This window comes from Streptococcus sp. CCH8-H5 (assembly GCF_001556505.1).
Classification (GTDB): Bacteria; Bacillota; Bacilli; order Lactobacillales; family Streptococcaceae; genus Streptococcus.
Genome location: NZ_LSIZ01000089.1, coordinates 18,677 through 44,235, shown reverse-complemented (window position 1 = coordinate 44,235; position 25,559 = coordinate 18,677). Strand labels below are relative to the sequence as shown.

Annotated in this window: 26 protein-coding genes and 1 pseudogene; 25 read left to right on the top strand and 2 right to left on the bottom strand. The window is 38.7% G+C overall.

Annotated features, from left to right (window positions below; all coding sequences use genetic code 11):
- Positions 1 to 37 precede the first annotated feature (37 nt).
- The 4 genes from AX663_RS05825 (at position 38) to adhP (ending at position 3,267) form a co-directional block, all read left to right on the top strand.
- Positions 38 to 1,453, top strand: a complete 1,416-nt coding sequence (locus AX663_RS05825; RefSeq protein WP_060972993.1) for a Y-family DNA polymerase — start codon at positions 38 to 40, stop codon at positions 1,451 to 1,453.
- Complete coding sequence (locus AX663_RS05820; RefSeq protein WP_060972992.1) at positions 1,450 to 1,827, top strand: hypothetical protein; 378 nt, start codon at positions 1,450 to 1,452, stop codon at positions 1,825 to 1,827. The genes AX663_RS05825 and AX663_RS05820 overlap by 4 nt, the downstream gene beginning before the upstream one ends.
- The gene (locus AX663_RS05815; RefSeq protein WP_060972991.1) at positions 1,805 to 2,086 is read left to right on the top strand and encodes a DUF5960 family protein; all 282 of its coding nucleotides are present in this window, start codon (positions 1,805 to 1,807) and stop codon (positions 2,084 to 2,086) included. The genes AX663_RS05820 and AX663_RS05815 overlap by 23 nt, the downstream gene beginning before the upstream one ends.
- 161 nt (positions 2,087 to 2,247) lie before the next feature.
- On the top strand, positions 2,248 to 3,267 hold the full coding sequence (gene adhP / locus AX663_RS05810) for an alcohol dehydrogenase AdhP (RefSeq protein WP_060972990.1): 1,020 nt from the start codon (positions 2,248 to 2,250) through the stop codon (positions 3,265 to 3,267).
- A 204-nt stretch (positions 3,268 to 3,471) separates the two neighbouring features.
- Here the strand turns inward: adhP and guaA are convergent, their stop codons facing one another.
- Entirely contained in the window at positions 3,472 to 5,034 is a 1,563-nt protein-coding gene (guaA, locus tag AX663_RS05805) for a glutamine-hydrolyzing GMP synthase (protein ID WP_060972989.1), read from the bottom strand.
- Positions 5,035 to 5,202: 168 nt separating this feature from the next.
- On the opposite strand from guaA, the gene AX663_RS05800 reads away from it, so the two are divergent.
- The 18 genes and pseudogenes from AX663_RS05800 (at position 5,203) to trmFO (ending at position 22,443) form a co-directional block, all read left to right on the top strand.
- Positions 5,203 to 5,901, top strand: coding sequence for a GntR family transcriptional regulator (locus tag AX663_RS05800; protein ID WP_008534754.1), 699 nt, complete (start codon positions 5,203 to 5,205; stop codon positions 5,899 to 5,901).
- Between the two features lie 65 nt (positions 5,902 to 5,966).
- The gene (locus AX663_RS05795; protein ID WP_002883908.1) at positions 5,967 to 6,299 is read left to right on the top strand and encodes a putative DNA-binding protein; all 333 of its coding nucleotides are present in this window, start codon (positions 5,967 to 5,969) and stop codon (positions 6,297 to 6,299) included.
- Between the two features lie 32 nt (positions 6,300 to 6,331).
- Complete coding sequence (ffh, locus tag AX663_RS05790; protein WP_060972988.1) at positions 6,332 to 7,894, top strand: signal recognition particle protein; 1,563 nt, start codon at positions 6,332 to 6,334, stop codon at positions 7,892 to 7,894.
- A gap of 111 nt (positions 7,895 to 8,005) precedes the next feature.
- Positions 8,006 to 8,533 carry an ECF transporter S component gene (locus AX663_RS05785; protein ID WP_008534752.1) on the top strand — a complete coding sequence of 176 codons (528 nt, stop codon included), beginning with the start codon at positions 8,006 to 8,008 and terminating at the stop codon, positions 8,531 to 8,533.
- A 22-nt stretch (positions 8,534 to 8,555) separates the two neighbouring features.
- On the top strand, positions 8,556 to 9,089 hold the full coding sequence (locus tag AX663_RS05780) for a transcription repressor NadR (RefSeq protein WP_060972987.1): 534 nt from the start codon (positions 8,556 to 8,558) through the stop codon (positions 9,087 to 9,089).
- 76 nt (positions 9,090 to 9,165) lie between these two features.
- The gene (locus AX663_RS05775; protein ID WP_002891070.1) at positions 9,166 to 9,855 is read left to right on the top strand and encodes an XRE family transcriptional regulator; all 690 of its coding nucleotides are present in this window, start codon (positions 9,166 to 9,168) and stop codon (positions 9,853 to 9,855) included.
- A 128-nt stretch (positions 9,856 to 9,983) separates the two neighbouring features.
- Positions 9,984 to 10,838, top strand: a complete 855-nt coding sequence (ylqF, locus tag AX663_RS05770; protein WP_021144074.1) for a ribosome biogenesis GTPase YlqF — start codon at positions 9,984 to 9,986, stop codon at positions 10,836 to 10,838.
- Positions 10,825 to 11,592: a ribonuclease HII gene (locus AX663_RS05765; protein WP_060972986.1), complete on the top strand. Its 768-nt coding sequence runs from the start codon at positions 10,825 to 10,827 to the stop codon at positions 11,590 to 11,592. Before ylqF ends, AX663_RS05765 begins: the two co-directional genes overlap by 14 nt.
- 10 nt (positions 11,593 to 11,602) lie before the next feature.
- A complete protein-coding gene (locus AX663_RS05760) occupies positions 11,603 to 12,523 on the top strand; it encodes an ROK family protein (RefSeq protein WP_060972985.1) in 921 nt (306 codons plus the stop codon).
- A 68-nt stretch (positions 12,524 to 12,591) separates the two neighbouring features.
- On the top strand, positions 12,592 to 13,431 hold the full coding sequence (gene dprA / locus AX663_RS05755) for a DNA-processing protein DprA (RefSeq protein WP_060972984.1): 840 nt from the start codon (positions 12,592 to 12,594) through the stop codon (positions 13,429 to 13,431).
- 167 nt (positions 13,432 to 13,598) lie between these two features.
- Entirely contained in the window at positions 13,599 to 15,743 is a 2,145-nt protein-coding gene (gene topA / locus AX663_RS05750) for a type I DNA topoisomerase (RefSeq protein WP_037599980.1), read from the top strand.
- A 182-nt stretch (positions 15,744 to 15,925) separates the two neighbouring features.
- A pseudogene (locus AX663_RS05745) lies at positions 15,926 to 16,602 on the top strand (ABC transporter ATP-binding protein).
- 1 nt (position 16,603) lies between these two features.
- Complete coding sequence (locus AX663_RS05740) at positions 16,604 to 17,332, top strand: lantibiotic ABC transporter permease (RefSeq protein WP_231724213.1); 729 nt, start codon at positions 16,604 to 16,606, stop codon at positions 17,330 to 17,332.
- Positions 17,319 to 17,966, top strand: coding sequence for a nisG (locus AX663_RS05735; RefSeq protein ID WP_060972982.1), 648 nt, complete (start codon positions 17,319 to 17,321; stop codon positions 17,964 to 17,966). Before AX663_RS05740 ends, AX663_RS05735 begins: the two co-directional genes overlap by 14 nt.
- 129 nt (positions 17,967 to 18,095) lie before the next feature.
- The gene (locus AX663_RS05730) at positions 18,096 to 18,920 is read left to right on the top strand and encodes a TraX family protein (RefSeq protein WP_060972981.1); all 825 of its coding nucleotides are present in this window, start codon (positions 18,096 to 18,098) and stop codon (positions 18,918 to 18,920) included.
- Positions 18,921 to 18,955: 35 nt separating this feature from the next.
- Entirely contained in the window at positions 18,956 to 19,615 is a 660-nt protein-coding gene (locus AX663_RS05725) for a response regulator transcription factor (protein WP_060972980.1), read from the top strand.
- On the top strand, positions 19,606 to 20,982 hold the full coding sequence (locus AX663_RS05720) for a sensor histidine kinase (RefSeq protein WP_156430767.1): 1,377 nt from the start codon (positions 19,606 to 19,608) through the stop codon (positions 20,980 to 20,982). The genes AX663_RS05725 and AX663_RS05720 overlap by 10 nt, the downstream gene beginning before the upstream one ends.
- A gap of 117 nt (positions 20,983 to 21,099) precedes the next feature.
- Positions 21,100 to 22,443, top strand: coding sequence for a methylenetetrahydrofolate--tRNA-(uracil(54)-C(5))-methyltransferase (FADH(2)-oxidizing) TrmFO (gene trmFO / locus AX663_RS05715; protein WP_021144085.1), 1,344 nt, complete (start codon positions 21,100 to 21,102; stop codon positions 22,441 to 22,443).
- Between the two features lie 59 nt (positions 22,444 to 22,502).
- Here trmFO and AX663_RS05710 read toward each other — a convergent pair whose 3' ends face one another.
- Positions 22,503 to 23,648, bottom strand: a complete 1,146-nt coding sequence (locus AX663_RS05710; protein WP_060972979.1) for a cobalamin-independent methionine synthase II family protein — start codon at positions 23,646 to 23,648, stop codon at positions 22,503 to 22,505.
- A gap of 167 nt (positions 23,649 to 23,815) precedes the next feature.
- On the opposite strand from AX663_RS05710, the gene ndk reads away from it, so the two are divergent.
- The 3 genes from ndk (at position 23,816) to AX663_RS05695 (ending at position 25,501) form a co-directional block, all read left to right on the top strand.
- The gene (ndk, locus tag AX663_RS05705; protein WP_197414207.1) at positions 23,816 to 24,229 is read left to right on the top strand and encodes a nucleoside-diphosphate kinase; all 414 of its coding nucleotides are present in this window, start codon (positions 23,816 to 23,818) and stop codon (positions 24,227 to 24,229) included.
- Between the two features lies 1 nt (position 24,230).
- Complete coding sequence (locus tag AX663_RS05700; protein ID WP_037599968.1) at positions 24,231 to 24,524, top strand: rhodanese-like domain-containing protein; 294 nt, start codon at positions 24,231 to 24,233, stop codon at positions 24,522 to 24,524.
- 212 nt (positions 24,525 to 24,736) lie between these two features.
- Entirely contained in the window at positions 24,737 to 25,501 is a 765-nt protein-coding gene (locus AX663_RS05695; protein WP_060972977.1) for a (S)-acetoin forming diacetyl reductase, read from the top strand.
- Positions 25,502 to 25,559: the final 58 nt, after the last annotated feature.

Sequence of the window (25,559 nt, the reverse complement as noted above, 5' to 3'; positions counted from 1 at the left end):
TACTAGTGTTAGTTTATAAACTAACGAAAGGGCAAGCATGGGATATTTTGATTATTCAAGAGAACCGCAAAGTGATATTGCTTTTGTAGATATGAAATCTTTCTATGCAAGTGTGGAGTGTGTTGAACGTGGACTGCACCCTCTTAAGACCTCTCTATGTGTGATGAGTAGGGCTGAAAATGCGAATGGTTTGATACTAGCCTCTTCCCCTATATTTAAGCAAGTTTTTGGCAAGTCAAATGTTAGTCGTTCTTACGACTTACCTTTTGACATTCATTCTCGTAAGTTTCATTATTATAATGCCAAAAAGCAGGGACTTCCAACGGATAGAGATTTTGTAGATTACATCGAATCTTGGGCCAAGGTTACCTTTATCGTTCCTCCTAGAATGGATCTCTATATAAAAAAGAATATCCAGATTCAACACATTTTCCAGAATTATGCCAGTGTTGAAGATATTCTTCCCTATTCCATTGATGAGGGTTTCATTGATCTCACGTCGTCACTGAATTACTTTATTCCCGATAGGACTGTTACTAGAAAAGATAAGTTAGATATGATTTCAGGGCGTATTCAAAGAGATATTTGGAGGGAGACAGGTATTTACTCGACAGTTGGAATGTCTAACAGCAATCCCTTATTGGCTAAGTTAGCTCTTGATAATGAGGCTAAACATACGGCTACTATGAGAGCCAACTGGTCCTATGAAGATGTCGAGACTAAGGTTTGGAATATTCCCCATATGACTGATTTCTGGGGGATTGGTAAGCGGATGGAGAAGCGGCTAAACAAGTTGGGAATTTGCTCCATTAGAGAACTTGCTAATAGCAATCCTGATATTCTTAAAAAGGAGTTAGGTATTGTAGGTTTAGACCTCTTTTTTCATGCTAACGGTATTGATGAGAGTAATGTTCATAAACCTTATAAACCAAAGTCACATGGCTTAGGAAATTCTCAAATCTTACCACGAGACTATGAGCGTCAAGCTGATATTGAATTGATTCTAAGAGAGATGGCGGAACAGGTAGCCATTAGGTTAAGACGAGCCCATAAGAAAGCTTGTCAAGTTTCCATTAGCATTGGATTTTCAAAGTTAGAGGGCAAGCGTTCGCTACAAGCACAGATGAAGATTGAACCTGCTAATAACACAAGGATATTAATAGGACATGTCATTGCACTCTTTAGGAAGAAGTATCAAGGAGGGGCTGTTCGAAGTGTGAGTGTCTCTTATGCAAATTTTGTAGATGCAGGGCTTCAAATTCTTTCTTTATTTGATAATCCAGATGACATTGATAAAGAAGAAAGGCTTCAAGCAGCTATAGATAGTATTAGACAGGAATTTGGCTTTACGACCATTCAAAAAGCAACTTCTTTACAGGAGGCATCTAGGAGTCTTGCTCGAAGTAAGCTTATTGGTGGACACTCTGCTGGAGGATTAGATGGCTTAAAATGATAGACCGTAGTTACCTTCCCTTTCAATCAGCTAGGGAACATAAAGATAGGGGAATGATGAAGTGGATGGGCTTTTTCTTGTCGGAACACACAAGTTCCCTACATGAAGATAAGACTAAAGAAAATCTTACGAGTCATTTGGATGATTTAGAGAAGTTTACTTTATTAAACCAGCTTTATTCAGGTCAATTATTGGGAAATTTTCAGATAAAGGATCAAGGTAGGAGCTGTAGATGTAGTGGCTATGTGGTTGACTTGGATTTTAATCAAGTTACTATAAAATCTTGCAAGCGACATAAATGTATTCTAACAAAGGATATATTAGAAATTAGTTTGGGGGTTGAAAACATAGATGAAGAAGAGAAAAATTTATGATGATAAACTTCAAATTGACTATTTTTCTGCTAGCTATTTAAAATTTGAAGAAGACTTTTATCGCTATTCTGCCATGGATATTCCCTTAACCTTTTTGACGGATGATATCCTTAGAGAGATGGCTATCAGTCAAAAGAATTATTTTCTGCTCAATAAAGAGAACGCCAGAGATGGACGCAATCATTATTTCCATTTTGAAGTCAGCCTACCGGATTCCAAGACACTTGTGAGACAGTATAGATATCTTGGGAATGATTGAAATATAGCTATATCAGCAGAAAAAATAGTACTTATCGAATTTGTATAGAGACTTTTCAAGAAAGTTTTCGCAAGCTAAGAAAAACTTTATGTAAGCGTTGATATTACCTCTGTAAGTGCTATAATGAAGGTGTTAAAAGTTATCATATGGAGGTAATTAAGATGAGAGCAGTTGTTGTTAATCAAGCAAGCACAGGTGTTGAAGTTGTTGAACATGAAAAACCAGCAGTAGTTGGTCATGGTCAAGCTTTGGTTAAAGTTGAGTACTGTGGCGTTTGTCATACTGACCTTCACGTATCTCATGGAGACTTTGGTCAAGTACCAGGTCGTATACTGGGCCACGAAGGTATTGGTATTGTCGAAGAAGTTGGCGAAGGGGTTGAAACACTTAAAAAAGGAGACCGCGTATCAATCGCTTGGTTCTTCGAAGGATGTGGTTATTGTGAATACTGTACAACTGGTCGTGAAACACTCTGTCGTTCTGTAAAAAATGCTGGTTATAGTGTTGATGGTGGTATGAGTGACTATGCTTTGGTTACCGCTGACTATGCTGTGAAAGTTCCAGAAGGACTTAATCCTGCTCAAGCTTCATCTATTACCTGTGCGGGAGTTACAACATATAAAGCTATTAAAGAAGCTAAAGTTGAACCTGGTCAATGGGTAGCTATTTATGGTGCTGGAGGACTAGGTAACTTGGCTATTCAATATGCTAAGAAAGTTTTCAATGCACGAGTAGTGGCTGTTGATATCAACCAAGATAAACTTGATTTGGCTAAAGAATCTGGTGCTGATTTAGTGGTGAACGGTAAAGAAGTTGAAGATGTAGCAGGCTATATCCAAGAAAAAACTGGTGGTACACACAGTGCTGTTGTAACCGCTGTTTCTAAGGTTGCTTTCAATCAGGCTATCGATAGTGTACGTGCTGGTGGAACAGTCGTTGCGGTTGGTCTCCCATCTGAATATATGGAGCTCTCAATTGTCAAAACAGTTCTAGATGGTATCCGTGTTGTTGGATCTCTTGTAGGTACACGTAAAGACTTAGAAGAAGCCTTCGACTTTGGTGCACAAGGATTGGTAGTACCGGTTGTTGAAACTGTTCCTGTTGATACAGCGGTAGAAGTCTTTGATCAAATGGAAAAAGGTGAAATTCAAGGACGTAAAGTATTGGATTTCACTAAGTAAGCAAACATCTATCTATGCTATCCTGACTATGTGAAGAGTCGAGTGGTGTAAATTGACTAAACTACTTTTTGAAAACAGTATATCAGAATAAAATTCCATCGTTTGATTTATATCGGTGGAATTTTTATTTGTTTAAAACTTCATTTAGATATAAAAACAAAAAGCGTTGAACGATTGCGTTCAGCGCTTTTAATGATTTTGGTTTTATTCCCACTCTACTGTTGCAGGTGGTTTACTTGTAATATCGTAGACGATACGGTTAACGTGGTCAACTTCGTTAACGATTCGAACAGAAATCTTTTGAAGAACTTCCCATGGAAGTTTCGCAAAGTCAGCTGTCATACCGTCGATTGAAGTGATAGCACGGATAGCGATAGTGTAGTCGTAAGTACGGCCATCACCCATAACACCGACAGAACGAACGCCTGTGTTAACAGTGAAGTATTGCCATACATCACGATCAAGGCCGGCTTTGGCAATTTCTTCACGAAGGATAGCATCAGACTCACGAACGGTTTCAAGTTTCTCTTCAGTGATTTCACCCATAACACGGATGGCAAGTCCTGGTCCTGGGAAAGGTTGACGCCAAACGACTTCATCAGGCATTCCCATTTCAGTACCAAGGGCACGAACTTCATCTTTAAAGAGGGTATTAAGTGGTTCAATCAATTCAAATTGCATGTCTTCTGGAAGACCACCAACGTTGTGGTGAGATTTGATTGTTTGAGCTGTCTCAGTACCTGATTCAATAATATCAGTATAGAGCGTTCCTTGAGCTAGGAAGTCTACACCTTTAAGTTTGCTTGCTTCGTCATCAAAGACGTAAACAAACTCGTTACCAATGATTTTACGTTTTTTCTCAGGATCATCAACACCAGCCAAGAGGTCTAGGAAGCGTTTAGAAGCATCAACACGGATAATGTTAAGGCCAAATTTACCTCCAAGCATCTCCATAACTTGGTCACCTTCACCTTTACGGAGAAGACCGTGGTCAACGAAGATACATGTCAATTGATCACCGATAGCTTTTTGCAAAAGGACACCAACAACAGATGAGTCAACCCCACCTGAGAGTCCAAGAAGGACTTTACGGTCACCAACTGTTTCACGGATTTGTGCAATTTGCATATCTACGAAGTTAGCCATTGACCAGTCACCTTTGGCACCACAGATACCAAAAGCAAAGTTTTTCAAAATGTCGTTACCATATACAGAGTGACGAACTTCTGGGTGGAATTGGATACCATAGAAGTTTTTCTCGGTATCTTCCATCGCAGCGAATGGGCAATCCACTGAGTCACCAACAAGATGGAAACCTTCTGGAATTTCTGTAACAGCATCACCGTGGCTCATTAGAACGACTTGTTCTTCAGGAGTTCCTGCAAAGAGCTGTGATTGGGCACGAAGGCGAAGTGTTGATTGGCCATACTCACGGTTACCTGCTTCACCAGCTGGAACAACTTTACCACCGAGTTTGTGGGTCAAAAGTTGCATTCCGTAACAGATACCAAGAATAGGAATACCAAGTTCCAAAATCTCTTCGTCAATACCAAATGCATCTTCGGCATAAACAGAGTTAGGACCACCAGAAAGTACGATACCGATAGGATTGATGGCACGGACTTCATCAGCGGTAATTTTATGGCTCTTCAATTCAGAGAAAACACCAAATTCACGAATACGACGTGCAATCAGCTGATTGTATTGGCTACCATAGTCTAGAACAATGATTTTCTGCACATCATTCAAAGTAGAAATGTCAGTCATTATTACCCTTTCTTTTTACGTCACACATGGACTCTTTCTTATGCAATCATTGTATCACAAATTTATGGACTTAGCACCTAGATTTATACGAGAAACTGTAAGTCTCTTACTCTTCTTTACAATTCTGTCCCTTTTTTTGTAAAATAGGGGTACAGAAGGGGGTATTAGATGTTACCAGCGTATATTCGCATACATGATAAGATTAAGGAAGATGTTGATGATGGTACTTGGAAAATCGGGCAACGTCTCCCTAGCGAGCGAGATCTTTGCGAGACTTTTGATGTGAGTCGTATGACTGTTCGTCAGGCCATAACACTTTTAGTGGATGAGGGGATTTTAGAACGCAAACCAGGCAGTGGTACTTTTGTGGCTAGCAGTCGAGTTAAGGAAAAGATGCGTGGAACTACGAGTTTTACTGAGATTGTCAAATCCCAAGGCAAGAAACCATCTAGTGAGCTTATTTCTTATCAACGTGTACATCCCAATGAATTTGAAATCAAGAATTTAGGTGTTTTACCGCAGTCCTATGTCATTCGTATGGAACGTGTTCGCTTTGCCGATGACATTCCAGTTGCCTATGAGATTGCTAGTATCCCTGAGAAAATTATCCGAGGTTTTAAGGAATCAGAAATTACCGAACACTTCTTCAAAACCTTAACTGATAATGGCTATGAAATAGGGAAAAGTCAGCAGACCATATCAGCCAGTTTGGCCAATAGTAGTCTAGCCAAGCACCTAAAGGTTAAGATCGGTGATGCTCTCTTGAGTTTGACACAGATTTCCTTCCTCCAAGACGGGCAGGCTTTCGAATATGTACGAAGTTACTATGTTGGCGACCGTTTTGAATTTTATTTGGAGAACAATTAACAGTCACGGCTTTTTTCTGCACAAGAATCGTGCTAATACCATGATTTTATGGTAAAATGGAGCTTATGGAAATTGAAAAAACCAATCGCATGAATGCCCTTTTTGAGTTCTATGCAGCCTTGTTAACAGATAAGCAGATGAACTATATTGAGCTATATTATGCGGATGATTATAGTTTGGCAGAAATTGCCGAGGAATTTGGTGTGAGTCGTCAGGCTGTATATGATAACATCAAGCGTACTGAGAAGATTTTAGAAGCTTACGAGATGAAACTACATATGTATTCAGATTACATCGTTCGTAGTCAAATTTTTGATGATATTATGGAAAAATACCCAGACGATAGCTATCTTCAGGAACAAATTGCTGTGCTTAGCAGCATTGATAATAGAGATTAGATTCAAGCAGAAATTAAGAGAGGAAATGATATATGGCTTTTGAAGGCTTAACGGAACGCTTGCAAGGCGTTTTCAAAAATTTAAGACGTAAAGGAAAACTTTCAGAGAAAGAAGTTCAAGAAGTCACTAAAGAGATTCGTCTGGCACTTCTTGAAGCAGACGTAGCCCTACCAGTTGTTAAGACATTCATTAAACGTGTTCGTGAACGTGCTGTAGGTCACGAAATCATTGATACTCTTGATGCTTCGCAACAAATCATCAAGATCGTTAATGAAGAATTGACAGATATTCTTGGGTCTGAAACATCTGAAATTGAGAAATCTCCAAAGATTCCAACAATCATTATGATGGTTGGTCTTCAAGGTGCTGGTAAAACAACCTTTGCTGGTAAATTGGCTAATAAGCTGATTAAAGAACAAGAAGCTCGTCCAATGATGATTGCTGCGGATATTTATCGTCCAGCAGCCATTGACCAGTTGAAGACTTTGGGACAACAAATCAATGTTCCTGTTTTTGATATGGGTACAGAGACACCGGCGGTTGAGATTGTCAAAAATGGTTTGGAACAAGCGCGTGCCAATAAGAATGACTATGTCTTGATTGATACGGCTGGTCGTTTGCAGATTGACGAGACTCTCATGCAAGAGTTGCATGAGATTAAGAATTTTGCTCATCCAAACGAAATTCTCTTGGTTGTAGATAGCATGATTGGTCAGGAAGCTGCTAACGTTGCCAAGGAGTTCAATGAACAACTAGATATCACAGGTGTCGTTCTTACTAAAATTGACGGTGACACACGTGGTGGTGCGGCTCTTTCTATTCGTGAGATTACTGGTAAGCCAATTAAATTCACAGGTACTGGTGAGAAAATCACAGATATTGAGACTTTCCACCCAGACCGTATGTCAAGCCGTATCTTAGGTATGGGTGACCTTCTTACCCTTATTGAAAAAGCTTCTCAAGAGTACGACGAGAAAAAATCTCTTGAGTTGGCTGAAAAGATGCGTGAAAATACCTTTGACTTCAATGACTTCATCGACCAATTAGACCAAGTGCAAAATATGGGTCCTATGGAGGATTTGCTTAAGATGTTGCCAGGTATGGCTAACAATCCAGCCTTGGCTAATGTTAAAGTAGACGAGAAACAGATTGCACGCAAGCGTGCCATTGTATCATCAATGACACCAGAAGAGCGTGAAAATCCAGATCTTTTGACCCCAAGTCGTCGTCGCCGTATTGCAAATGGTTCAGGGAATACCTTTATTGAAGTAAACAAGTTTATTAAAGACTTCAACCAAGCCAAACAAATGATGCAAGGTGTTATGTCTGGTGATATGGAGCAAATGATGCGTCAAATGGGTCTTAACCCAAATAATCTGCCAAAAAACATGCCAAATATGCCTGATATGGGTAATATGGACATGTCTGCTCTTGAAGGCATGATGGGTGGCGCAGGTATGCCAGACCTTGGTAATATGGATCTAAGCCAAATGCTTGGTGGTGGTCTTAAAGGTAAGGTTGGTTCCTTTGCCATGAAACATGCGATGAAGCGTCAAGCCAACAAGATGAAGAAAGCTAAGAAAAAACGTAAATAAGAAACTTAGAACGCTAGGGCACTTTGCTCTAGTGTTTTTTTCTGAAAATTATTGACTTATATAACTATACACTGTAATATACTAATGTATATACAGTAAAAGGAGTAAATAATGAAACCTAAAAAGAGAATTCAAGAAATGACCTTTGCAGCTTTATTAACTGCAATTGCTATCCTTATCCCAAGTATTATGCCAATTAAACTAATCATCCCACCGGCTTCGTATACTTTGGGGAGTCATGTTCCAATATTTCTAGCTATGTTTATATCGCCCTGGGTAGCAGCTTTTGTTATCTTAGCTTCTAGTTTGGGATACTTTATGGCGGGCTATCCGATTGTGGTTGTTTTTAGAGCATTTTCTCATATTATATTTGGTTTTTTAGGCGCACTCTATTTGAAAAAATTTCCACAAACGATAGAAAACCATAAATCATCATTACTTTTCAACTTTGTTTTAGGACTTATCCATGCCTTAGGTGAAGTTCTTGCTTGCGTGATTTTTTATTCTGTAACTGGTGAGGATTTCCAAAAACTGTTCTATGTTCTTTTTGTTTTAGTTGGTTTTGGCACTATTATCCATAGTATGATAGATTATGTAATAGCATTAACGATTTTCAAAAGTATTCGAAAAATACGCTAGTTGAAAGAGGGAGGGTTTGTCTATGGCTTCAAATCGAAAAGAAGAATTATTGGCACTCTTAAAGGGAGCTAAGGAAGCAATGAATGGACAAAGTTTGGCGGAGCATTTTGGTGTGACACGTCAAATCATTGTTCAAGATATTGCCCTCTTACGTGCAGATGGTGCCCAGATTATTTCAACTAATAGGGGCTATATCTATAAAAGTAGCGATGACAATTGTTATATACGTAGGCTGTTTAAGGTGAATCATACTGTGTCAGATATGAAAGATGAGCTTTTGTCTATTGTTGATAATGGAGGACGTATTCAAAATATCATGATAGATCATCCAGTTTACGGAGAAATTCAGACTTTGTTGAAATTGACTTGTCGTCGAGATGTTAGTCATTTTTTAGATCAATCATCGTCAAATGACTTTCGTCCCTTATCTGATTTAACAAATGGCGTTCATTACCATCTTGTCGAAGCAGATAGTGAACAGGATATGGCTTATATAGAAGAGGCACTAAACCATCTAGGATTTTTAGTTAAAGAACAATACAAAAGAGAATTGTAAAAGTAGTTAGTTTCACTTGAAGTTAACGGCTTTTTTTGATAAACTAATGTTAGTTTATTAACTTACGGAGGTAGCTATGTTTTCAGGACAACGACTTAAGGAAATTCGAGAAGCACAAGGAATGAGTCAGGCAGCAGTGGCTAAGCATCTAGGAATTTCTCGCTCCTCTTATTTTAACTGGGAAAATGGTAAGACGAAACCAAATCAAAAGAATCTATCGGTATTGGCTGAACTTTTTGGTGTAGCTGAGACATATTTTCTATCTGAACATGAGATTGTAGAAGTGTACTTGGAATTAAATGAGGAAAATCGTCAGGAAGCTTTGCGACTCACTAAGGCTCTCTTGGAGGAGCAAGAAGCAGAAAAGCAGAAGGCACCTGTTATTCCGTTATATTCTTACAAAGTTTTCGAGCGTTTGTCAGCCGGAACAGGTTATACTTACTTTGGTGATGGCAATTACGATGAAGTTTTCTATGATGAAGAATTAGATCACGATTTTGCGTCATGGGTATTTGGAGACTCTATGGAACCTACCTACCTAAATGGAGAAGTAGTGCTAATCAAACAAACGGGCTTTGATTATGATGGAGCTGTTTATGCTGTAGACTGGGATGGTCAAACCTATATCAAAAAGGTCTATCGTGAGGAAGAGGGTCTTCGTTTAGTTTCTCTCAATAAACGTTATGGTGATAAGTTTGCACCCTATGACGAAGATCCTCGAATCATTGGTAAGATTGTTGGTAACTTTATGCCTGTTGAGGGGTAGGTAACCTTTATCAATTGGGCATCTCAAATTAAATCTGTTATAATAATAAGTAAAGCAAAGCCAATGATTTGGCTTTTTTTAAAGATTTTAAATGATATTTTGCTAAGAATACAAAAGGAGAAACATATATGGCTACTATTCAATGGTTTCCAGGCCACATGTCTAAGGCCCGTCGACAGGTTCAGGAGAACCTTAAACATGTTGATTTTGTTACAATTTTAGTGGATGCACGTTTGCCACTTTCGAGTCAGAACCCTATGCTGACCAAAATTGTTGGCGATAAACCAAAGCTTCTAATTCTCAATAAGGCTGACCTCGCTGACAGTAATCGTACGAAAGAATGGCGTACCTATTTTAAGAGTCAAGGGATTAAAACCTTGGCCATCAATTCCAAGGAACAATCTACAGTTAAATTGGTAACAGACGCTGCTAAGAGTCTTATGGCTGACAAGATTCAACGGCTACGTGAACGCGGTATTCAGAAAGAGACCTTACGAACCATGATTATTGGGATTCCAAATGCAGGGAAATCTACCTTGATGAACCGCTTAGCTGGTAAAAAGATTGCTGTTGTAGGAAATAAACCCGGCGTTACAAAAGGTCAACAGTGGTTGAAGTCTAATAAAGACTTGGAAATTCTTGATACTCCAGGTATTTTGTGGCCTAAGTTTGAAGATGAATTGGTTGGATTGAAACTCGCTTTGACTGGTGCCATCAAGGACCAGCTATTGCCAATGGATGAAGTGACGATATTTGGACTCAACTATTTTAAAACTTACTATCCTGAACGTTTAGAGGAACGCTTCAAAGGGATTGACCTTGAAGAAGAGGCACCAGAAATCATTATGGAAATGACTCGAAAACTTGGCTTCCGTGAAGATTATGACCGTTTCTATAATCTATTTGTCAAAGAAGTTCGTGATGGAAAACTAGGTCGTTACACACTTGATATTGTTGGGGTCGATACTGATGGCGACAATTAAAGAAGTCAAGGAGCAATTGGCAGCATTGACAGATCTTGATGACTACCGATGGGCAAGTTTTGAGGAAGATAGTCGAGCTGGTGTACAGACTGCCATTAAGCAACGTCGTAAAGCTATCCTAGCTGAGATTGCTGAGGAAGAGCGCTTAGAAAAGATGCTCAGTTACGAAAAGTCGCTTTATGCTCAGGGAGTTGAACTCATTGCAGGTGTTGATGAAGTTGGACGTGGCCCTTTGGCTGGCCCAGTAGTAGCTGCAGCGGTTATCTTACCAAAGCTTTGCAAAATAAAGGGTCTCAATGACAGTAAAAAGATTCCAAAATCTAAACATGAAGCTATCTATAAGCAGGTAATGGAGGAAGCAGTAGCTGTCGGTATTGGTATTAAGGATAATCATGTGATTGATGACGTCAATATTTATGAAGCAACCAAGCTTGCTATGGCTGAAGCTATTGAAAAACTGAGTCCCAAACCAGAACATTTGTTAATTGATGCCATGACTTTGGACTTGCCAATAGGACAAACATCAATTATAAAAGGGGATGCTAATTCTTTATCAATTGCGGCAGCTTCAATCGTAGCAAAGGTAACTCGGGATAAGATGATGGCTGATTATGATCAGGAGTTTCCTGGCTACGCCTTTGACCAAAATGCAGGCTATGGCACCAAGGATCATCTGTCTGGCCTAGATAAATTTGGTGTAACACCAATTCATAGAAGAAGCTTCGAACCAATAAAGTCAATCATAAAAAAGTAGGTGAAGTGGCGTGATTTTAGCTATTGATATTGGAGGGACCTTTATCAAATTTGGTTTAGTTGATAATGATTTTAGAATTAGCAACCAATCTAAAGTGCCTACACCATCGTCCCTAGATAATTTCTGGATAACTTTAGAGAGTATTATTTCATCATTTAAGAATGCTATTTCTGGTATTGCTATTGCATGCCCGGGCGAAATTAATAGTAAACGAGGTTTTGTTTTCAAGGGTGGTCTTATTCCTTATTTGACAGCCATTCCTCTGGGGACACGCTTGTCAAAAACATTTCAACTGCCTGTAAAGGTTATCAATGATGCTGATGCGGCAGCTTTGGCTGAAGCAAGATATGGTAGCTTACAGGATTTGGATTGTGGTGCTGCCTTGGTTTTAGGTACCGGTGTTGGCTTAGGCATTGTCTCACAGGGGGACTTGTTAACTCCTCTGTCGGTTACCCGATATTTGCGTTCTCCAAGTCCCCAAAGCAAGAGTCAAACGGCTCTCCCTTCCCAGTGGACCTTATTTAAGCAAGCACTGATTAGCCTTGTCGATAATAAAGGTTCTGCGGTAGGTTTCGTTCATGAAGCTAGTCAAATACTTGGTTTAGAACAGGATGATAGTTTAGTAGTTTTCTCCGCTTTAGATGAAAATCACTCTGAACAACTAAAACGTCTATTTAAGGACTATTGTCATGAAATTGCTGTTCTGATTCTTAATTTGCAGAGTTTATTCAAATTGGATGAAGTTGTTATCGGTGGAGGCATCAGCAGCCAAAATACTTTGATAGAAGGTATTGTTAATGCTTATGAAGAGTTATTTAATGAAAAACCAGAATTAGGTTTTGAGCCGATAACAATTCAAGCTTGTCATTTCCATAACGACAGTAACCTCTTAGGGGCGGCATCATATTTTACTTCTGAAAATGCCTTATAAATAACAAAAGTTCCATGAAGGGGCTTTTTTTCTATTTCTCTTGCGAATAATGAAATGGAGGTAGTTACATGAATAACTTTGAACTTTTTAAACTAAAAGCAGCTGGATTGACAAATCTAAATATTCTTAATATTTTAGACTATCAAAAAAATCAAGATAAAAAACTGAGCTTACGTGATATGGCAGTGGTATCTAAGTCTAAAAATGCAGTTCTCTTTATGGAAAAATACAAGAATTTAGATATTAAGCAGCTTAAGGGAGATTTTCAACGTTTTTCGACCTTATCAATTTTTGATAAGGAGTATCCCATTGAGCTGAAGCATAGCTATAATCCACCTGTCCTCCTCTTTTATCAAGGGAATATTGATTTGTTAAGTAAACCAAAGCTAGCTGTTGTTGGGGCAAGAAAGTGCTCCGAAATAGGCAAACAGTCTGTTCGAAAAATTGTTAGTGAACTTGGGAATCACTTTACTATTGTGAGTGGTTTGGCGCGTGGGATTGATACTTGTGCTCATATGGAGGCCTTGAAAAATAAAGGTAAGACCATTGCAGTTATCGGGACAGGACTTGATGTTTATTATCCAAAAGAAAATAAAGCTTTGCAGGACTATATGTCCAAAAATCATTTAGTTCTTTCAGAATACGGACCGGGCGAACAGCCACTTAAATACCATTTCCCTGAACGCAATCGGATAATTTCTGGATTGTGTCAAGGAGTTATGGTGGTTGAAGCTAAGCTTCGTTCGGGGAGTCTGATTACTTGTGAGCGTGCCATGGAAGAAGGTAGAGATGTTTTTGCTATTCCAGGAAATATTTTAGATGGAAAGTCAGACGGATGTCATCACTTGATTCAAGAGGGTGCAAAGTGCATTACGACAGGGTTTGACATCCTTTCAGAGTTTTCTTAAAAATCAAACTTCTCCTATAGGGAAAAAGTTTTTTATTGACAGTTAAAGAAAAGGACGGTATCATGTTAGTTGCTCGGTCCAAGATGTTACATTTTTTAATGTCTTGTGACTAGATTTTAGACAGATTAGTGGCGCAGCCAGTTTATAACATTATAAGGAAATAGTCTATGGCGACAGCAACGACAACAAAAACAAAAACTAAAGCAACAAAGAAAACAACGGCTAAAAAGACGACTAAAAAGAGGGCGACACCAAAGAAAAATTTGGTTATCGTGGAGTCTCCTGCCAAAGCAAAAACTATTGAAAAGTACCTTGGGCGCAATTATAAAGTTGTAGCCTCTGTTGGGCATATCCGTGATTTGAAAAAATCAAGTATGTCTATTGATTTTGAAAACAACTACGAACCTCAGTACATTAATATTCGTGGTAAAGGACCTCTTATCAATGAATTGAAGAAAGAGGCTAAAAAAGCCAAGCAAGTCTTTCTCGCAAGTGACCCGGACCGTGAAGGGGAAGCCATTTCATGGCATTTGTCACATATTCTTGGATTAGAGCCAGAGGAAAAAAATCGTGTCGTCTTTAACGAAATTACTAAAGATGCAGTGAAAAATGCCTTTGTGGAGCCACGCGCCATTGACATGGACTTGGTAGATGCGCAGCAAGCTCGTCGTGTCTTGGACCGTATTGTGGGTTACTCAATCTCTCCACTTCTTTGGAAGAAGGTTAAGAAAGGTCTTTCTGCAGGTCGGGTGCAATCGGTAGCTCTTAAGCTTATTATAGACCGTGAGAATGAAATCAAGGCTTTTAAACCAGAAGAATATTGGACTATTGATGGTGCCTTTAAGAAGGGGGCTAAGAAGTTTCAAGCTAGCTTCTATGGCTTGGATGGTAAAAAGCTTAAGCTCAACAATAATGACGATGTTCAAGCTGTTCTTTCTCGTATCACAAGTGACGACTTCAACGTAGATAAGGTAGAGAAAAAAGAACGCCGTCGTAATGCACCATTGCCATATACTACCTCCTCTCTCCAACAGGATGCTGCCAATAAGATTAACTTCCGTACACGTAAGACCATGATGGTTGCCCAACAGTTGTACGAAGGGATTAATCTTGGTTCAGGAGCACAAGGTTTGATTACCTATATGCGTACGGACTCTACACGTATCAGTCCAGTTGCTCAAAACCAAGCTGCTGAATTTATTACAGAACGCTTTGGTTCTAAGTATTCTAAGCATGGTAGTAAGGTGAAAAATAGCTCAGCGGCGCAAGATGCCCACGAGGCTATTCGTCCTTCAAATGTTTTCCAAACACCAGAAAGCATTGCCAAGTATTTGGATAAGGATCAGCTCAAGCTCTATACCCTTATTTGGAATCGTTTTGTGGCCAGTCAAATGACAGCTGCTGTATTTGATACGATGAAGGTGACCTTGTCTCAAAACGGAGTCATTTTCACAGCAAATGGTAGCCAAATCAAGTTTGACGGTTATATGGCCGTTTACAACGACTCTGATAAAAATAAAATGCTTCCTGATATGGCTGAAGGTGATACGGTTAAGAAGGTTGTGACAACGCCTGAACAACACTTTACGCAACCACCTGCACGCTATTCTGAAGCGACACTGATTAAGACGCTGGAAGAAAATGGCGTTGGTCGTCCGTCAACTTATGCGCCAACGCTTGATGTTATTCAACGTCGCTACTATGTCAAATTGGTGGCAAAACGTTTTGAACCAACTGAACTTGGTGAAATCGTAAATAGCTTGATCGTCGAATTCTTCCCAGATATCGTGGATGTTAAATTCACCGCCGAAATGGAGGGTAAACTTGATAAGGTTGAAATTGGTAAGGAACAATGGCAGAAGGTAATTGATGAATTCTTCAAACCTTTCCAAAAAGAATTGGAAAAAGCTGAAGAAGGTATTGAAAAAATCCAAATCAAGGATGAGCCTGCTGGTTTTGATTGTGACCTCTGTGGTCACCCAATGGTCATCAAACTTGGTCGATACGGTAAGTTTTATGCATGTAGTAACTTCCCAGACTGTCATAACACCAAGGCCATTACTAAAGAAATTGGCGTTACTTGTCCAACCTGTGGTCAAGGTCAGGTCATCGAACGTAAGACAAAACGTAATCGTGTCTTCTACGGTTGTGATCGCTATCCTGACTGTGAATTTACGTCGTGGGATATCCCTGTTGGACGTAACTGTCCTAAATCAGGCGATTACCTCGTCGAGAAGAAAGTACGTGGTGGTGGCAAACAAGTCATCTGTAGTAACGAAGAGTGTGACTACAAAGAATCTGTTGTTAAATAAAGACATAGCTATCTCAAGTTAAGACTTGGGATAGTTTTTTTGTATTTTATCCAAAAAACTGATACTTTCCTTAAATTTGTTTTTTATACTAATGATGAAAAGAAAGGAGAGTATGTGGTTTTTGATATTAGTAAGATATAAGCTTATATTGAAAAAACACATATTCTAAAAGAGGTGTACCAATGCAAATAACTGTTAAACAACTTTCAAAATCATACAAAGATAAGACTATTTTAGACAATGTCACATTTACTATTGAATCTGGAACAGTTTGTGGTCTCTTAGGGGTTAATGGTGCCGGTAAGTCGACACTGATGAAAATACTTTTTGGTTTGCTTCCCAAAAGTAGTGGAGAAATTCAATTCGATGGCATACCAAAAGGCAAACAATCATTAGGTGCATTAATCGAAGCACCTGCTATTTATCACAACCTTTCGGCTTTTGATAATTTAAAAACAAAAGCGTTACTATATGATATTCCTGATTCAAAGATTATTAAAATCTTAGAAATAATTGGTCTTTCAAATACTAGAAAGAAAAAGGCCGGTAAATTTTCATTAGGTATGAAGCAACGATTAGGAATTGGCATGGCTATTTTAACCGCCCCCAATTCTTAATTCTTGATGAGCCTACTAATGGACTTGATCCTGATGGTATAAAAGAACTGCTAGACCTTATTCGTTCTTTGAAGGCAAAAGGGATGACAATTCTGGTTTCTAGCCATCAACTTTTAGAAATAAGTAAGGTTGCCGATCATATACTTATTCTCGACAAAGGTAAAATACAATATGATGGTGAAAATAAAAATGTGGATAGTCTTGAGAGACTCTTCTTTAAAATTGTTAATGGGGGTTACTGATATGCAAAAGATATTCTATTCGGAATTGCTCAAATTACGACATTTAGGAACGACTAAATTCTTAATAATCATACCGTTTTTAACCGTTCTTATAGCCTTTTTAATGGGAGGATTACAGATTTTTGTTCCCTTTTCAGTCTATTGGTGGGAAGCTATCTTTTTATATCTAGTGAATGGTCTATTGTTCATAGTTGATAGACGTTTAGAAGGTCAGGCGGGGGATTTTCAAAATGTTACAAACGGGAGTTTCGCTTGGGAAATTTCTCTGATGAAAATGGTGCTTATAGGAATGAGAACGTTAATTTCAAGTCTATTCTTACTAGTTTTCCTCAGTCTCGTTGCATTTATTTATGCAGGTTTTATTCCAATAAATATTCCTAAAACAGCTATTTCATTAATCTTAATTTGGATGACAACTTTATGGAATATTCCTTTTCTTTATCTGATGTCTAAATACATTAGTCATTTCATCCTATTAGCACTTAACACACTGAGTTGTCTTTTAATATCCCCCTTTATTGCTCAGAGTTCACTCTGGTTCGTCTTGCCCTATACCTATCACTATAAAATAGCTCAATTTATATTAAACCTTAAACCATCAGGGGATATTATTGTAAATCAAAATCAATACAGCATTTTGCAAGTGTTACTTACGATGATACTATCAATAGCAGTGACACCACTTTTATCTTATGTCCTGCAAAGGAGACAATCAAATGCTAAGGTGTGAGTTACTTAAATTAAAGAATACTATTAGTCTCTATCTTATTGTCATTTTTTCGTTACTAGAGATTCTTTTAATCCCCCTTTATGTAAGTTTCGTTCCTAATGGTTTTTCTCTAACAAATTTAGCCATATTATCTTTTTTATGCTATCCACTATTAACAGTATTTTTGTCAATTTTAGGGATTGAACAGGAAAAACACTCTAATCAATATCAAGAAATATCGAGTTATCCTAAGAAAAGACGTTTATGGTTGGCTAAACTTTTAATAGCAGACCTAATCCTTAGCCTACCTTCTTTATTGAGTTGGATTAGTATAAATCTACTCTTAAAACATAGCCTTGATGGATTTGTAGTAAGCCTATCAAGTTGGATGCTAATTATCTTTCTCAATCATTTTCATTACTTAACACAAGTGAGTCTGAACAGTGCCAGTAATATTATTATCTCTATGGTTGAAATTATTTTTATTATTTTTGCTAGTAATAAAGTTTTCTTGTCTATTCATTGGCTTCCTATTGCATTTCCTATTAACAGCATTCTCATAGGTGATTGGCGTCAACTCACTACCTTGCCTTTATGGATAGTTGGTGTGACTATGTTATTTATTTGTTCCATAGATTTCAAAACAAAAAGATAATATAAGAAATAACATGGATAGTGTATTAGTCTTCAATGATTATCCTAAAATAATATTAATTGTTTGTCTGAAAAGCAAACTATATTAGTTAATTTTTTATACTAAGGATGAAAAGAAAGGAGAGTTATTATGAAACGTTTAAGTCTATCAGGTTTCCAACTCAAATATATAGCCCTCATTACTATGGTATTCGACCATATTCATTATTTTTTTGACTATACAGGCAAAATCCCCATTTGGTTTACTATGATTGGGAGATTAGCGGCCCCCTTATTTCTATTTGCTGTGATTGAAGGTTTTGTTCATACACACAATCGAAAGAAATACTTCCTAAAGATTTATGCTTTAGCAATTTTAATGGGATTGATTCAGTTTGGGTTTTATAATTTTTTACATCCTCTTGTGAGACCAGATGGTTTCTTTCCACAAAATATGATGCTGTCGTCATTTGCTATCTTGCTCGTTGCTCTTCAAGGTATCGCTTGGATTCAAGAAAAGAAATATCTAAAAGGAATCCCAACCTTACTTTTCCCATTGCTGCTTCCATGGTTATTGGTACCTTTTTATCTGTTAGGTCAAAACAAACCAGTCTTTACTTTCTTCATTAATTTACTTAATTACACAGTGTTTCCAACTCATACGTCTATCAGTGACGGAGGAACGTGGTTGCTTTTGACTGGTATCGCTATGTATCTTTGTCATAGGAATCTTAAGAAAGAAGTGCTTGCTTTTGTGAGTGTTAGTCTTGTTTGGGTACTAATGGCGATTGTTCTAACTAGACCTTCTTTTCATGATTTAATGTTTAAATACATTGAATGGATGGAAATATTTGCTGCTCCTTTAATGCTTTGTTATAACGGTCAAAGAGGGAATGGTTCAAAATATTTGTTCTATGTCTTTTATCCAACTCATATTTATCTACTTTACGCCTTGTCAGTTATCTTTTATAGATGATATGATAAGGGTAACTGTGAACGAAAGGAAAGCTTATGGCTCAGATACTTGTTATTGATGATCAGGAAGATATTGTGAAATTGGTTGTAAAGGCCTTAGAGCTTCAAAACCATAAGGTGACAGGACTTACGAGTGTTTTGGACTTGGATAAGAACTCGCTTCCACGGTTTGACTTGATTATACTGGATATCATGATGCCTGATGTTGACGGTCTCCAGTTTTGTCATGAGATTCGTGATCAGGTGGATTGCCCCATACTTTTTATTACAGCCAGAACGCAAGAAGGGGATATCGTTCAGGGACTGAGCTATGGGGCGGATGATTATATTTGCAAACCATTTGGGGTTAAAGAACTCCAAGCGCGTGTGGCGGCTCACTTGAGACGTGAAAGTCGTGAACGTCACCATAAGCTTTCACTTGGGGATTTTCAGTTTGATTTGTCGGCTCAGGAGCTTTATGTTGAGAATCAGTTGTTAGATTTGACTAAGTCGGAGTACGGTATTTGTCAATTTTTGGCTGAAAATAAGGGCCAAGTCTTTTCAAAAGAACAAATTTACACGTATTTGTACGGCTATGAGGATAAAGGAAGTCCAACAGCAGTGGCTGAACATATAAAAAATATCCGTGCAAAGCTCAAAGATGTTGGGCAAAATCCTATTGAAACAGTCTGGGGGATTGGTTACAAGTGGCACTAATTAAAAAACGAGAACACTCTCTAAGAACAATCTTGTTATCTTATGTCGTCAGCCTGACGGTCCTCTCGGTAATCAGCAGTCTTCTTATTTTGTATTTGTTCAGCTTGTCTTATCGTTTTGGAATTGTGATTCCAGCAAATCAAGTTGAGAGTGATTTGTCTGCTGTGAGAAGAGATATTGAAACTTCTAAGGTCTTTAATCCTGATGTTTTACCGGATGGTACTAGTTATGTTTTTTTAACTAGGGAATTTAAGCTTAAAAAGTCTAACATGCCAGTTAACTTGCAAGAAGAATCCTTACTAAATTACCAATTCAAGAATGCTCACGGTGGGATATACGGCTATTTTCAGTCTTTTGAACGGTCAGATGGTATAGTCATTGTCAACTATCAACTATCACCTAGGTATCATAATGAGTGGATGAATCAGCATTTTCCCAATGCTGATCTATTGATGATTGGCTCAATGATTGTATTCATTCTCCTCATATTTATTATTTTAACTTTTTACTATGCTAATAAATTACGCCAGCAGCTTAGACCGATACTGAGAGCTACTGAAAAAATTTCCCAACAAGACTTGGATTTTCAAACCTCCCAGTCTACAATTAAGGAATTCAATCAGGTTTTAAGTGGCTTGGACCACATGCGTGCTGCGCTCCGTGAATCTTTGATGGAAAATTGGAAGGCAGAGCAAGTTAAGCAAAATCAGATTTCAGCCCTGACACATGACTTAAAGACACCACTGACAGTTGCTCGTGGAAATGCGGAACTCTTAGCTATGACGCCCTTGGGTGCGGAACAGATGGACTTGTTAGAGCATTTTCAAAAGGGGATTACACAGGTTGATTCTTATGTTAAAGAATTGTCCGAGCTCAACAAAACGAGTTTGACGAAAACCTTGACGCTTGAAGACATTTCGGTTAGGAAATTTGTTGAAGACATTTACGATCAAACCTTGTCACTAGCTCAAACCAAACAAATCAATGTAGTATTTGACAAGAAAGAAAATAAGAAAAAAATCATAGGCCATTGGGACAGGTCCTTGTTGAATCGAGCTTTTATGAATATCATTTCGAATGCTGTAGAGCATACGCCAAGTGGTAGTCAGTTGCTCCTGACCGCTAGGGTAGAAGAAGATGAATTCAAGTTTATCTGCCTTGATTCTGGTCCTGGATTTTCCCTTGAATCTCTTGAAAAGGCTACTCAGCTCTTTTATCAAGAGGATAAAAGCAGACAGAGCCGCAATCATAGTGGCCTTGGTCTGACTATTGCCAATGATATTATTCGCTTACACCATGGTAGTCTTGCTCTTTCGAATGACGATAGCACGGGTGGTGCTAAAGTGACTATCATTTTACCCCTTTAAATACAGATGACTCCTAGTCGCCAGATAAGGAGTTTTTTGCTATACTACTAAGAGTAAAAATGAAGAAAGATTTGTGGGGGCAGGATTTCATCTTGTTCTCGAAGAGGTATTAGTGTCATGTCTCAATCAAAAGCAGATTATATTAACGTGATTGGAGCTGGTTTGGCCGGCTCTGAAGCAGCTTATCAGATTGCTAAACGTGGTATTCCGGTAAAACTATATGAAATGCGTGGGGTCAAAGCAACACCTCAGCATAAGACAACAAACTTTGCAGAATTGGTTTGCTCTAACTCTTTCCGTGGCGATAGCTTGACAAATGCTGTAGGGCTTCTTAAAGAAGAAATGCGTCGCTTGGACTCTATCATTATGCGTAATGGAGAAGCTCACCGTGTGCCAGCTGGTGGTGCCATGGCGGTTGACCGTGAAGGTTATGCAGAAGCAGTGACAGCTGAAATTGAGAACAATCCATTAATTGAAGTTATCCGTGAAGAAATCACAGAAATTCCTGATGATGCCATTACAGTTATTGCTTCAGGTCCTTTGACTTCTGATGCTTTAGCTGAAAAAATTCACAAGCTTAACGGTGGAGATGGGTTCTATTTCTATGATGCCGCTGCACCGATTGTTGATAAAGCGACTATCGACATGAATAAAGTCTACCTTAAGTCACGCTATGACAAGGGTGAAGCAGCTTACCTAAACTGTCCAATGACCAAGGAGGAGTTCATGGCCTTCCACGAGGCCTTGACAACAGCTGAAGAAGCTCCTTTGAATTCTTTTGAAAAAGAAAAGTATTTCGAGGGCTGTATGCCTATCGAAGTTATGGCTAAACGTGGTATCAAGACAATGCTCTATGGTCCTATGAAACCAGTTGGTTTGGAGTATCCTGAGGATTATAAGGGTCCACGTGATGGTGACTTCAAGACACCTTATGCGGTTGTTCAGCTTCGTCAGGACAATGCGGCTGGTAGTCTCTATAATATTGTTGGTTTCCAAACCCACCTCAAATGGGGAGAGCAAAAGCGTGTCTTCCAAATGATTCCTGGTCTTGAAAACGCTGAATTTGTGCGTTACGGGGTAATGCACCGCAACTCTTACATGGACTCGCCAAACTTGCTTAAACAGACCTTCCAATCAAAATCAAATCCTAACTTGTTCTTTGCGGGACAAATGACTGGTGTAGAAGGTTATGTTGAATCAGCTGCCTCAGGTTTGGTTGCCGGCATCAATGCAGCCCGTCTCTTTAAGGGTGAAGATGAGGTTATCTTCCCTCATACAACAGCTATCGGGAGTCTTCCATATTATGTGACACATGCTGAAAGTAAACATTTTCAACCAATGAATGTTAACTTTGGTATCATCAAAGAGTTGGAAGGGCCACGTATTCGTGACAAGAAAGAGCGCTATGAAAAAATTGCTGAGCGAGCTCTTAAAGATTTACAACCTTTTATTCAAGCTTAGACAACATTATAATCCCTTACCGAATACGGCAAGGGATTTTCAGATTTAAAAGTATTCAATTAGCCAAAGAATTTCTTAGCGATTTCTTGACCTTGTTTGATTTTAGCCCATTGTTGTGGTGTTGCCAACTCATTACCTGAGTCACATGAGGCGAAACCACATTGGTGAGAGAGGAAGAGACGTTCTTTTGGAAGGATTTGACTCGCTTTTTCAAGCAAATCGAGGACACGTTCTTCGTCATCAAGGTCAGTAGTTTTAGAAGACAAAAGTCCTAGTACAACTTCAGCTTTGCTGTCTTTGAGGGCTTCGAGAGCTTTGATATCACCAGCGGTGTCGCTATCCCACTCAAGGAAGAAACGGTCATAGTGTTGCTCTGCCAAGAACTTCTTAGCGATGGCTTCGTAAGTTCCTTCGGCAGCAGAACGGCTTTCATAGTTACCACGACAGTTGTGCGTCCAAACCGTTAAACCAATTTCGTGAGCATAGTCTACAACCTCGTTATTGATAGCTACAAACTCATCAGCCAATTCTGCTAAATCAGAATTACCTTCCGCAAAGAAACTTGCAGGGTTTGACGGGTCAAAAAGTTCCCAGAGACAGTCATCAAATTGAACGATTTTGCCACCAACTGCCTTGTATTCTTCCAAGAATTCTTTATAGGCATTAATGATACCTTTTTTGAGGTCTTCATTTGTTTCGTAGACTTGTCCAGGACCAGCCAAACGGTCAAAGATAGCAAGTTCAGTGTAGGCATGAGCAGGTCCCCAGATAGTTTGTTTGGTATCTTCATCACCTGCTTCAGCTTTAACCAATTTGTAAATATCTAGGTAATGGTGGTTCTTACCTGAGAGTGGTTCAGTAATACGAATACCAATATCTTTACGTGTTTCATATTGACCACCATCATGGTCTTTAAAAGTGTAGCCATGCTCAGCAATGTAGCGTTCAATTCCTTTAAAACCCCAGACAAAGTCTAAATGCCACATAGAACGTCCAAACTCACCATCAGTAAGGATGTCAATACCGTTAGCTTTTTGGTCAGCCACAATTTGCTTAATATCTGCAGTTTCAGTTTCTTGATAACCAGGAAGGGCATCATAGAAAGGATACTGGATGTCGTCACGATGCTCGATTTCATCCTTATATTTACGGAGATCCGCAGGACGAAGAAGAGAACCTACTAATTGGAATTTAGATTTTGTCATAAAATTACCCTCAAAATATCATTTTATTTCTATGATACTTTTTATTTGCATTAATGAAAAATAGTTAATTTCTTTCTGAGGGCATAGTTTAAGACTATATAAGGTTTTACCCTGCAAAATGATACTTCCTATGGTAAAATGAAAAGAAAACAATGAAGGTTGGGAACATGCAAAAAACATTTTTTATTATTAAACCAGATGCTGTAAAACGACAATTGATGGGACAAGTGATTGATCGAATTGAGCGACGTGGCTTCGTTATTGAGCGTATGGAGATGCTGATGCTTGACGAAGAACGTCTTAAAGAACATTATGCCCAATTGGTTGATAAACCCTTTTTCCCTAGTATTTCTGAATTCATGATGAGTGGCCCAGCAGTTATTGGTATTATGTCTGGCCCAGGTGTTATCAAGTCATGGCGTGATATGATGGGAGCAACCAATCCGGGTGATGCTGCACCTGGAACGATTCGTGGAGACTTTGCAACAGCACCAGATGGGGACATGATTCCAAATATTGTTCATGGTTCTGATTCAGAAGAATCTGCGGCTCGAGAAATTCAGATTTGGTTTGGTGAGTAAGATGGATTTAGTACAGATTCAATCTGATTTAGCTAAGGGTGGACTGTTAATTGATGTCAGGAGTCCAGAAGAGTATTCAGAAGGTCATGTTAAGAATGCCCTCTTGATTCCTCATACACAATTTTTTTCTGCTGAGATTCCAGCTGAAAAAGACGCTTCAATTTACCTCTATTGTAAAATGGGGCCTCGTGCAGAATTTGCTGCATCAGTTCTTAAAGAGCGAGGCTATACTAAGGTGACTAACTTGGGTGGCTTGGACGATATGGAAGCACTAGGTTTTGAATTTGAAGAATAATAGGAATAAGGTCACCCAAGGGTGGTCTTATTTGTTTTCAGAAAAGTTTGATAATTACTTGACTACGTTTTCATAAAGGAGTAGAATTTTAATTGAGTTAAGACAAAGCCTATGAAAATGACTTTGCCAGAACTTGACTAACTTAGCGTATTCCAATTGAGATAAGGCTCGGTATTAAGCCAGTGACTCAAATTGGTAGAGGAGGATTTCGTATGTCAAAAGTTGCTATTGTTACAGGTGCAGGTCAAGGTATTGGTTTTGCGATTGCAAAACGTTTGGTTGAAGATGGTTTTAAAGTCGGAGTATTGGACTACAACGCTGAAACTGCAGAAAAAGCTGTTGCTGAATTGTCAGCAGATAAAGCATTTGCGGTTGTAGCTGATGTATCTAAACAAGCTGAAGTAGCAGCTGCTTTCCAAAAAGTTGTTGATCACTTTGGTGATTTGAATGTTGTTGTTAATAATGCCGGTGTGGCACCAACAACACCACTTGATACTATTACTGAAGAACAGTTCCAACGTACATTTAACATCAATGTCGGTGGTGTTATCTGGGGTGCTCAAGCTGCACAAGCACAATTTAAAGCACTTGGTCATGGTGGTAAAATCATCAATGCAACATCTCAAGCTGGTGTCGTTGGTAACCCTAACTTGACTGTCTATGGTGGTACTAAATTTGCAGTTCGTGGTATCACTCAAACTTTGGCGCGTGACTTGGCTGAATCAGGCATCACTGTCAATGCTTATGCACCAGGTATCGTTAAGACTCCAATGATGTTTGACATTGCTCATGAAGTTGGTAAGAACGCTGGTAAAGATGATGAATGGGGTATGCAAACTTTTGCTAAAGATATTACTCTCAAACGTTTGTCAGAACCTGAAGATGTGGCAGCAGCAGTTAGCTTCTTGGCTGGACCTGACTCAAACTACATCACAGGTCAAACCATCATCGTGGATGGTGGAATGCAATTCCATTAAAATAAAAGGAGAGCGGAAGGCTCTCTTTTTTTGCTTGATAAAACATAATATTTCTGAT

Coding starts and splice junctions, on each gene's coding strand:
- AX663_RS05825 (WP_060972993.1), top strand. CDS start 38: ATGGGATATTTTGATTATTCAAGAGAACCGCAAAGTGATATTGCTTTT.
- AX663_RS05820 (WP_060972992.1), top strand. CDS start 1,450: ATGATAGACCGTAGTTACCTTCCCTTTCAATCAGCTAGGGAACATAAA.
- AX663_RS05815 (WP_060972991.1), top strand. CDS start 1,805: ATGAAGAAGAGAAAAATTTATGATGATAAACTTCAAATTGACTATTTT.
- adhP (WP_060972990.1), top strand. CDS start 2,248: ATGAGAGCAGTTGTTGTTAATCAAGCAAGCACAGGTGTTGAAGTTGTT.
- guaA (WP_060972989.1), bottom strand. CDS start 5,034: ATGACTGACATTTCTACTTTGAATGATGTGCAGAAAATCATTGTTCTA.
- AX663_RS05800 (WP_008534754.1), top strand. CDS start 5,203: ATGTTACCAGCGTATATTCGCATACATGATAAGATTAAGGAAGATGTT.
- AX663_RS05795 (WP_002883908.1), top strand. CDS start 5,967: ATGGAAATTGAAAAAACCAATCGCATGAATGCCCTTTTTGAGTTCTAT.
- ffh (WP_060972988.1), top strand. CDS start 6,332: ATGGCTTTTGAAGGCTTAACGGAACGCTTGCAAGGCGTTTTCAAAAAT.
- AX663_RS05785 (WP_008534752.1), top strand. CDS start 8,006: ATGAAACCTAAAAAGAGAATTCAAGAAATGACCTTTGCAGCTTTATTA.
- AX663_RS05780 (WP_060972987.1), top strand. CDS start 8,556: ATGGCTTCAAATCGAAAAGAAGAATTATTGGCACTCTTAAAGGGAGCT.
- AX663_RS05775 (WP_002891070.1), top strand. CDS start 9,166: ATGTTTTCAGGACAACGACTTAAGGAAATTCGAGAAGCACAAGGAATG.
- ylqF (WP_021144074.1), top strand. CDS start 9,984: ATGGCTACTATTCAATGGTTTCCAGGCCACATGTCTAAGGCCCGTCGA.
- AX663_RS05765 (WP_060972986.1), top strand. CDS start 10,825: ATGGCGACAATTAAAGAAGTCAAGGAGCAATTGGCAGCATTGACAGAT.
- dprA (WP_060972984.1), top strand. CDS start 12,592: ATGAATAACTTTGAACTTTTTAAACTAAAAGCAGCTGGATTGACAAAT.
- topA (WP_037599980.1), top strand. CDS start 13,599: ATGGCGACAGCAACGACAACAAAAACAAAAACTAAAGCAACAAAGAAA.
- AX663_RS05740 (WP_231724213.1), top strand. CDS start 16,604: ATGCAAAAGATATTCTATTCGGAATTGCTCAAATTACGACATTTAGGA.
- AX663_RS05735 (WP_060972982.1), top strand. CDS start 17,319: ATGCTAAGGTGTGAGTTACTTAAATTAAAGAATACTATTAGTCTCTAT.
- AX663_RS05730 (WP_060972981.1), top strand. CDS start 18,096: ATGAAACGTTTAAGTCTATCAGGTTTCCAACTCAAATATATAGCCCTC.
- AX663_RS05725 (WP_060972980.1), top strand. CDS start 18,956: ATGGCTCAGATACTTGTTATTGATGATCAGGAAGATATTGTGAAATTG.
- trmFO (WP_021144085.1), top strand. CDS start 21,100: ATGTCTCAATCAAAAGCAGATTATATTAACGTGATTGGAGCTGGTTTG.
- AX663_RS05710 (WP_060972979.1), bottom strand. CDS start 23,648: ATGACAAAATCTAAATTCCAATTAGTAGGTTCTCTTCTTCGTCCTGCG.
- ndk (WP_197414207.1), top strand. CDS start 23,816: ATGCAAAAAACATTTTTTATTATTAAACCAGATGCTGTAAAACGACAA.
- AX663_RS05700 (WP_037599968.1), top strand. CDS start 24,231: ATGGATTTAGTACAGATTCAATCTGATTTAGCTAAGGGTGGACTGTTA.
- AX663_RS05695 (WP_060972977.1), top strand. CDS start 24,737: ATGTCAAAAGTTGCTATTGTTACAGGTGCAGGTCAAGGTATTGGTTTT.